This window comes from Lacticaseibacillus hegangensis (assembly GCF_003946465.1).
Lineage (GTDB): Bacteria > Bacillota > Bacilli > Lactobacillales > Lactobacillaceae > Lacticaseibacillus > Lacticaseibacillus hegangensis.
The window spans coordinates 1-1,633 of sequence record NZ_RHOL01000065.1; the positions used below are offsets into that span (position 1 = coordinate 1).

Below are 1,633 nucleotides of genomic sequence, written 5' to 3' on the forward strand. Positions count from 1 at the left end.
TTTTCTACGCCTAGTCAAGAGAAATGTTGATGTTCCGGTATTTGTTTTGCCCGGAATTGTTGGTGCGAGACCTCACAGCTAACTATGAGAGCCGCTTTTTGCTTCATTGCATCCGTTATCTGTACTTCAAATAAGCCTCGCTTGTTTCCTTTTTTAAGCCAGGCTGGTAATCTGAAGATACCAGATCAGTCTACATGGAACCTGCGAGTTCGTATGAGTAGAGCTGATTTGTCTTTATTAGGTAGAGGATGGTCTTAATTAGACGATCCATACAGGAGACAAGGAGTGGCTTTCGTCGAGAAGCCGTTTCTTGTCTCTTTGTGTAATAGTCTCGAATATGGTTAGGTTTAGCCGTCGAATTGACCATGTTCACCACTGTCCAATACAGAAGCTTTCGAGCATGGGGATTGCCATGTTTGGTGATACGTCGCTGAGCGGCGTAGTTGCCTGACTCGATTTGAACCAGATCAATCCCAATAAATGAGTTGATCTGGGATCGCTTTTCAAATCGGCGAATGTCGCCTAACTCGGCAATGAGCCGTACCGCAGTGTTCTCCGCAATCGCTGGAATACTACAAAGAATCTCGTATTCTGGCAGCTTTCTTGCCAATCCAACCATGTCAGAGATTATTTCGTCTCGCTCAGCTGAAAGCCTAAAAATGTTGTCAATTCGTGCCTGTAATTGTTTGATCACCAAGGAACCTGCATCGACGGCTGGGTATGACCGGTCTCTAGCGCGCCACAGATGGGTCGCAAGTGCCTTGGCTCTGATTTTACCGATGCCCTTCAAGTCAAGCGCCAAGATATCCTGCACGATTTCATCTAAACTCATATCTCTAAGCGTCTCTGGATGAGGAAATCTTCTCAATACCCTCAGAGAGGAGGGCTGATCAAGTTGGAGCTCCTCATCGACACTAGGAAAGACTAATTGAATGATTCGATGCAGTCGGTTCCTTTCGCGTTTGATATCCTCAGTCTCCTGATCGTAGTAGCGACTAAGGTCGCTTAGCTCACGATAGACTGGGTCTGATAATCTCGGCTGGAACGGTTCAGGATGCTTTTCAAACTCCGTGAGCGCCAGTTTCTGCGCATCATGAATGTCATCCTTGCGCAACCTGGACCCATCGTCTAACCGTTTCTTGGCTATTAGGGGATTAAGCAGGTGATATTGCAACTTCTGATCAAGTAAATACTTTTCTAGTCTTCTGGAGTACTGACCAGTCGCCTCAAATACCACTTCTGGTTGTCCATAGGACTCGATAATTGCCTTCAAACTATTGAAGCCAATTGCGTCTAAAGTGATTTTCCCGTTGTACTTTAGCTGGTGGTCAACTGCCACCGACGTTGTGGCGGTTTTTGAAGAGACATCTAATCCAATAATCGTCCGCATATCCATCTACCTTTCCTGAAGCTCCTCACGATGATCTTAGTAATCAAGTTTTCAAAACACGGTCTCAAGGACCCAACTACTTTGAGCGAATTTGCTGAGATCAGTGAAGCGGCCATTTTTGTGTTCGGCTTCGATGAGCCCTAAAGAGCGCGCGGCCTCTGCTTCACTACCACTATAAAGTAATAGAGGCGTACACAGACTCCGTCGAGTCTTGTGTACGCCTCTAAGCTTAGTAGATTTTGT

The 1,633-nt window shown here is 46.0% G+C and carries 1 protein-coding gene; it reads right to left on the reverse strand.

Annotated elements, in window-relative coordinates; translation table 11 throughout:
- Positions 1 to 190 precede the first annotated feature (190 nt).
- Positions 191 to 1,390 (reverse strand): IS110 family RNA-guided transposase, encoded by a 1,200-nt coding sequence (locus EKM86_RS12220; RefSeq protein ID WP_125758359.1) that lies wholly within the window; start codon positions 1,388 to 1,390, stop codon positions 191 to 193.
- Positions 1,391 to 1,633 lie beyond the last annotated feature (243 nt).